The organism is Sphingobacteriales bacterium, from assembly GCA_012517435.1.
Taxonomy (GTDB): Bacteria; Bacteroidota; Bacteroidia; order CAILMK01; family JAAYUY01; genus JAAYUY01.
The window spans coordinates 1-6,711 of the sequence record JAAYUY010000060.1 but is presented as its reverse complement, the minus strand read 5'-3'; the positions used below and the strand labels follow the sequence as shown (position 1 = coordinate 6,711).

5 protein-coding genes are annotated in these 6,711 nt (G+C 41.1%); 4 read left to right on the top strand and 1 reads right to left on the bottom strand.

Going from position 1 to position 6,711, the window contains the following annotated elements; genetic code table 11:
• The 4 genes from GX437_03655 to GX437_03640 form a co-directional block, all read left to right on the top strand.
• A partial coding sequence (locus GX437_03655) for an isoleucine--tRNA ligase (protein ID NLJ06748.1) occupies positions 1 to 3,273 on the top strand: 3,273 nt, incomplete at its 5' end.
• Position 3,274: 1 nt separating this feature from the next.
• On the top strand, positions 3,275 to 3,655 hold the full coding sequence (locus GX437_03650; protein NLJ06747.1) for a TraR/DksA family transcriptional regulator: 381 nt from the start codon (positions 3,275 to 3,277) through the stop codon (positions 3,653 to 3,655).
• Positions 3,656 to 3,661: 6 nt separating this feature from the next.
• Entirely contained in the window at positions 3,662 to 4,219 is a 558-nt protein-coding gene (locus tag GX437_03645; protein NLJ06746.1) for a lipoprotein signal peptidase, read from the top strand.
• Positions 4,220 to 4,221: 2 nt separating this feature from the next.
• Entirely contained in the window at positions 4,222 to 4,887 is a 666-nt protein-coding gene (locus tag GX437_03640; protein NLJ06745.1) for an ABC transporter ATP-binding protein, read from the top strand.
• On the opposite strand, the gene GX437_03635 is transcribed toward GX437_03640, so the two are convergent.
• Positions 4,874 to 6,711: GHKL domain-containing protein (locus tag GX437_03635; GenBank protein NLJ06744.1), on the bottom strand; the 1,838-nt coding region annotated here is incomplete at its 5' end. The two genes, GX437_03640 and GX437_03635, sit on opposite strands and share 14 nt — an antisense overlap.

Genomic DNA, 6,711 nt, shown 5'->3' with positions numbered 1-6,711 from the left:
CTGAGAGAAGGTCAACCCAATTTTGTTTTTTATGAAGGACCACCGAGTGCCAACGGAATGCCCGGCATTCATCATCTTTTATCAAGGACTTTAAAGGATATTTTCTGCCGGTATAAAACACTGAAAGGCTATCAGGTAAAACGCAAAGCCGGTTGGGACACCCATGGCCTGCCAGTCGAAATCAGTGTGGAAAAAACGCTTGGCATCAGCAAGGAAGACATCGGAAAGTCTATCAGCATTGAAGAATTTAACCAGACATGTAAGAGAGATGTATTGAAGTACAAGAATTACTGGGACGATCTGACCCAAAAGATGGGATATTGGTTAAATCTTGATGACCCGTATATCACTTTTGACAACAAATATATTGAATCGGTCTGGTGGCTGCTTAAACAGTTGTTCGAAAAGGGATTGCTCTATAAAGGCTATACGATACAACCCTACTCGCCTGCTGCCGGTACCGGGTTAAGCACCCATGAACTCAACCAGCCCGGTTGTTATAAACCTGTAAAAGATGTCAGTGCAGTCGTTCAGTTTAAATGTATCCGCAACGATAAATCAGAATTTCTCTTTCAGAAAACAGATACCGATGTTTATTTTCTTGCCTGGACGACCACTCCATGGACACTGCCCTCCAACACTGCCCTTGCCCTGGGTGCTGATATTACTTATTCGCTGGTCAGGTCTTTCAATCCCTATTCAGGCCAACCCATCACCGTCATATTAGCCAAAGAGCTGATTTACAGATATTTTAATGAAAAAAATGAAAACACTGACTTTGAAGAATACAAAGCCGGAGATAAAAATATTCCTTTTAAAATTCTGGGCGAATATCAGGGGAACGAACTGGCAGGGATAAGTTATGAACAACTCCTTCCCTATGCCCAACCTGCCGGAGGAAAAGCCTTTATTACAGTAACAGGCGACTTTGTTACCACAGAAGATGGTACCGGCATCGTTCATATTGCTCCCAGTTTTGGTGCAGACGACATGAAAGTAGCCAGAGAAAACGGTCTGGCTGCTTTGACACTCGTAGATAAAAAAGGCCGTTTCACTGAAGAAATGGGAGAATTTGCAGGAAGATATGTCAAAACAGAATATGCACCGGAAGGCAGTCAGGTAGAGAATGTAGATGTTGATCTTGTCGTTAAACTCAAACATGAGAACAAGCTGTTTAAAACAGAAAAATACGAACACAACTACCCGCATTGCTGGCGTACCGACAAACCCATTTTATATTATCCGCTCGATTCATGGTTTATCAGGACAACTGCATTGAAAGACAGGCTGATAGCATTAAACAGAACGATTAATTGGGTGCCTGAATCCACCGGGCTCGGAAGATTTGAAAACTGGCTGGAAAATCTGGTGGACTGGAATTTATCAAGGAGCCGTTTCTGGGGGACTCCCCTACCGGTCTGGATGACAGAAGACAAACAGGAAAGCATTTGTATCGGATCGTTGGCAGAGCTGAAAGCTGAAATCTCGAAATCGGTACAGGCAGGTTTTATGAAAAATGATCCGCTTGAACATTATATTCCGGGCGACAACAGTAAAGAAAACTACGAGAAATTTGATTTACACCGGCCTTACGTGGACGAAATAATCCTTGTTTCTCCATCAGGAAAAAAGATGTTTCGCGAACCCGATCTGATCGATGTTTGGTTCGACAGTGGTGCCATGCCTTATGCCCAGTTTCATTATCCTTTTGAAAATCAAAACCTTAAAGATTATTTCCCTTCCGATTTCATTTCAGAAGGAGTGGATCAGACAAGGGGATGGTTTTTCACCCTTCATGCCATTGCCGTGATGGTTTTTGACTCTGTTTCTTACAAAAACTGTGTTTCGCATGGGCTGGTTCTCGATAAATTCGGAAACAAAATGTCGAAACGCGTAGGCAATGTTGTGGATCCTTTTGAGGTCATGAAAACCTACGGAGCAGATTCGACCCGCTGGTATATAATTACCAATGCCCCTCCTTATGAAAACCTGAAGTTTGATATGGAAGGCGTTCAGGAAACCAGAAGAAAATTTTTCGGAACCCTTTACAATACCTATGCATTTTTTGCACTCTATGCCAATATTGACGGCTTCAGCTATCAGGAAGAAGAAATTCCCCTAACAGACCGGCCTGAAATTGACCGCTGGATTATTTCTGAGCTCAACAGCCTCATTGCCGAAGTAGAAAAGTGTTATGAAGAATATGACCCGACCAGGGCTGGACGTGCCATTCAGGATTTTGTCATCGATAACCTGAGCAACTGGTATGTACGTCTAAGTCGCAGAAGGTTCTGGAAATCAGCTGAAAACAATCATGAACAAAATTCACTCAGGCTCGGCACCGACAAACTTTCGGCCTATCAGACTCTGTACCAGTGTCTTGAAGTGGTGGCCCGTCTGATGTCGCCACTTGCTCCGTTTTATGCAGAAAAGCTCTATCGCGATTTAAACAATACCAGTCATAAAAATCCGGCAGAAAGTGTTCACCTGACCGATTTCCCAACATCAAAGCCGGAATACATCGACAAAGAACTGGAGGAAAGAATGAAGCTGGCACAGGATATTTCATCCATGGTACTGTCGATTCGTAAAAAGGAAAACATCAGGGTCAGGCAACCATTATCGAAAATACTTATACCCGTTGATTCCGAACATCTGAAAGAGCAGATTGAAAAGGTCAGAAACCTGATTTTATCCGAGACCAATGTGAAAGAAATTGAGTACATCACCAATACGAAAGGCCTGGTTTTAAAAAAGGTAAAGCCTGATTTCAAAGCCTTGGGTCCTAAGCTTGGGAAAAACATGAAATTTGTTACCACAGCCTTATCTTCCCTTTCTCAGGATGAGATTTACGAGCTTGAAAAAAGCGGCAGAATAGTATTTGATCATGAAGGTCAAAACATTGAGATAGAAGCAGCTGACCTTGAAATCATTTCAGAAGACATTCCCGGCTGGACTACCGCCAATATGGATAATCTTACAGTTGCACTGGATATTACCATCACAGAAGCATTGAAAATGGAAGGAATCTCAAGGGAACTCATCAACAGAATACAGAATCTCAGAAAAAACAAAGACTTTGAGGTAACCGATCATATTTCGGTTGAAATTATTCAACACAAAGAAATTATTCCTGCTATAAATATGTTCAAAGATTATATTTGCAGTGAAACGTTAACGGACAAATTAGCAATTACGGAAAAGATTGAAGATGATTTTGATTCGGTTGACATTGAAGAAAATGAGGTATTCATAAGAATTAAAAAGATTTAATATGGCAGAAGAAGAAAAAACCCGATATTCGGATGAGGAACTGGAAGAGTTCAGGCAGATCATCTTAGCGAAACTTGAGAAAGCACGTGAAGAACTGAAGTTTCTGCAGGAGTCCATTTTAAATCCCAATGAACATGGAACAGACGACACCTATATCGCCAATAAACTACTGGACGACAACAGTTATTCCTTTGAAAAAGAACATCTGAGCAGGCTAGCCGAAAGGCAACGCAAATTTATCATGAGCCTTGAAGCTGCACTGGTAAGAATAGAAAACAAGACGTACGGTATTTGTCGCGAAACCGGTAAACTTATTGCCAAGGAACGCCTGCGTGCTGTTCCTCACGCCACCCTGAGTATTGAAGCCAAACAAAAACAATAATTTACAGTGAAATACCTCAAACCTCTTCTGCTTATACTCCTGATACTTGTTGCTGATCAAATCCTGAAAATATGGGTAAAAAACAACATGTATTATGGTCAGGAAATACATGTCATTGGCAACTGGTTCTTGTTTCATTTTACCGAAAACAATGGTATTGCCTTTGGAATACAGTTTGGCGGAGTTAGCGGAAAAATTGCCCTGACTATTTTCAGGATCATAGCTGCAGGTGCTATTTTTTACCTCCTTTTAAGAACCATCCGGCTAAACTATCCAAATGGTTTCAACGCCAGTATGGGGATGATTTTCGCAGGCGCTACCGGAAATATCATTGACTCCATCTTTTATGGAAAAATATTCGGCTATGCCCCGTTTTTTCAGGGACGTGTGGTCGATATGTTTTACTTTCCCATCATTCAGGGGCATTATCCACAATGGGTTCCTTTTATCGGAGGAAATTATTTCATCTTTTTCAGGCCTGTATTTAACCTGTCAGATGCATTTATCACCATAGGTGTATTATCACTGCTCATTTTTTATACACGCTGGCTTAAAAAACTTTAATCATGAACCTGCTTGTTCAGGCACTCGACATCCATAAAAGTTATGGGATGCTTCACGTCTTAAAAGGAATTTCCCTTCATGTGCAGAAAGCTGAGATTGTGGCCATTACCGGCCCCAGCGGAGCAGGAAAAAGTACGCTCCTGCACATTCTGGGTTCACTCGACCCACCTGATTCCGGAAAAGTTTATTATAACGAAACAGATGTATTTACCTTATCTCCCAATAAACTTTCTGCCTTTCGCAACGAGCATATAGGTTTTGTCTTTCAGCAACACCATCTGCTTCCGGAATTTTCAGCCATTGAAAATGTCAGTATTCCTGCCCTTATTGCAAGAAAAAACAGACAACACGCCCGAAAACGAGCACTTGAATTACTTGAATTTCTCGGACTTGCAAACCGCATTCACCATAAACCATCAGAGCTTTCAGGCGGAGAGCTTCAACGGGTCGCTGTCGCAAGGGCACTCATCAATAATCCATCGGTAGTCCTGGCTGATGAACCTTCCGGAAATCTTGACACTGCCAATGCTGAAGAGCTTCACAGGTTGTTTTTATCACTGAAAAAAGAATTTGGCCAGACTTTTATCATCGTAACCCACAACGTAGATCTGGCAGGTATGAGCGACAGGATTATCAGAATGGCTGACGGCAAAATCATTGAAGGCTGAGCCCTGATTCAGGATTATTCTCCTGATAATCAAAACTTTCGACAACAGGCAGTGAAATATAAAAGGTAGTTCCTTCATTTTCAATGGTATCAAACCATATTTGTCCGTTAAACGACTTGATAATTTTAGAAACAATCGCCAGTCCAAGCCCCATGCCTGAGCTTTTTGTACTGAAGCTGGGTAAAAATATCTTGTCCTGAAGTTCCCTGTTAATGCCTAAGCCGTTGTCTGCGATTGAAATTAAAACGATGGAAGCATTCCTGATCACCTTAATCAAAACCCTTCCTTTCCTGTCAGCCGGGATAGCCTGTATTGCATTCTTAATCAGGTTGTTAAATGCACGTTTCAACTGTCCGGGGTCGGTATAAATGCGAATATCCTTCGCTTCATTCTCCACAATTATTTCGACTCTTTCCACAGCCTTATACAGATCAACGACTTCATTCAGACAGGTTTCCAGCGTCAGAACCTCCATTACCGGTTCAGGCATTCGGGCAAATACGGAAAATTCCGTTGCAATTTGTGACAAATTATCTATCTGATTAATCAGTACCTCAGTTGTTTTACGAAAACGTTGCTCAAGTTCAGGGTCATTATTGGTCCAGGAAATCAACAGCCTTTGCAGGCTCAGTTTCATGGGGGTGAGGGGGTTTTTAATCTCATGAGCGACCTGCTGAGCCATTTCACGCCAGGCTGATTCCCTTTCGGAACGGCTTAAAGCCTCTGCACTTTTCTCAACATTTTCAACCATTTTATTATATTCCGAAATCAGCCTTCCGATTTCATCCTGACTGCTCCATTCGATTTTCTTGTTCCTTTTTCCCAGCTTCAACTCACTGAGATGCATGGAGATTACTTCAAGTGGTTGGGTAAATGTACCTGAAATACTCACCGAAACAAACAGGATCAGAAGCAGCAAAAACACATACAGATTGACCATGTTGACAATCAGAGAGGTAATTTCACTTCGCTCGGTCAGGAAACGGGAATAATAGGGAATGTTTACAAAGCCTAATAAATTTTTATTCTCATCACGTAATACAATATAGGCAGAGGTAAAACTTAACTTATCATTGATTTGTTCTGTATGCAGAAACACCGATTTCCTCAGAATTTTTAACTGTTTATATGCTTCAGGATCAATCATTTGAGAAAGAATTTTTCTTTCATAAACGGGCATTTGCGAAGAGCTGACCAGCATACCTTCCGGATCAAACACATTGATATCGATCCGAAACTTAGCTGAAGTTTCTTCAACCAGCTCATCCAGTTCGCTGCTAAAATATTCATTCTCAGTAAAATAATCATTTAATTGGGATGCAATCAGTACAATTTCCTGCTGAATCTTTTTCTCATTAGTTTTTGAGATGTTCTGAATCAGGTTATAAATAGTCAGATAACCTGAAATGATGACGGCTATTAAAACCGAAAACATAATAATCATCTGTATTTTCGCCTTGAAAGAGATATTTCGCAAAGGATTGAAATAATCCACTTCACTTCCCTGTTGTTGCCTGATATACTGCGATAAAATGACAAAAAGATAATTCAGCAAGGCATAAAGCACAGAAGAGATAAAAAACAGAAAAGAAGCCAGCGCCAGCGAAGAATAAATATTTCTGGAAGGGCTGCTTAAAATAACCATGGTATCCTCGTGGAAATGATAGCAGAGATGATCGTAATCACCTTCCTTGTAAACATGATAAGGCTTTTTCCCGGCATCCCTCAGCAATATATTGGTCGGGTAAAAATACTCACCTTTCTGACTGATTAACTGATTGTTACGATAAATCGCATAGGAATACCTGCTAAGTTCATTAAATT

Coding starts and splice junctions, on each gene's coding strand:
- GX437_03650 (NLJ06747.1), top strand. CDS start 3,275: ATGGCAGAAGAAGAAAAAACCCGATATTCGGATGAGGAACTGGAAGAG.
- GX437_03640 (NLJ06745.1), top strand. CDS start 4,222: ATGAACCTGCTTGTTCAGGCACTCGACATCCATAAAAGTTATGGGATG.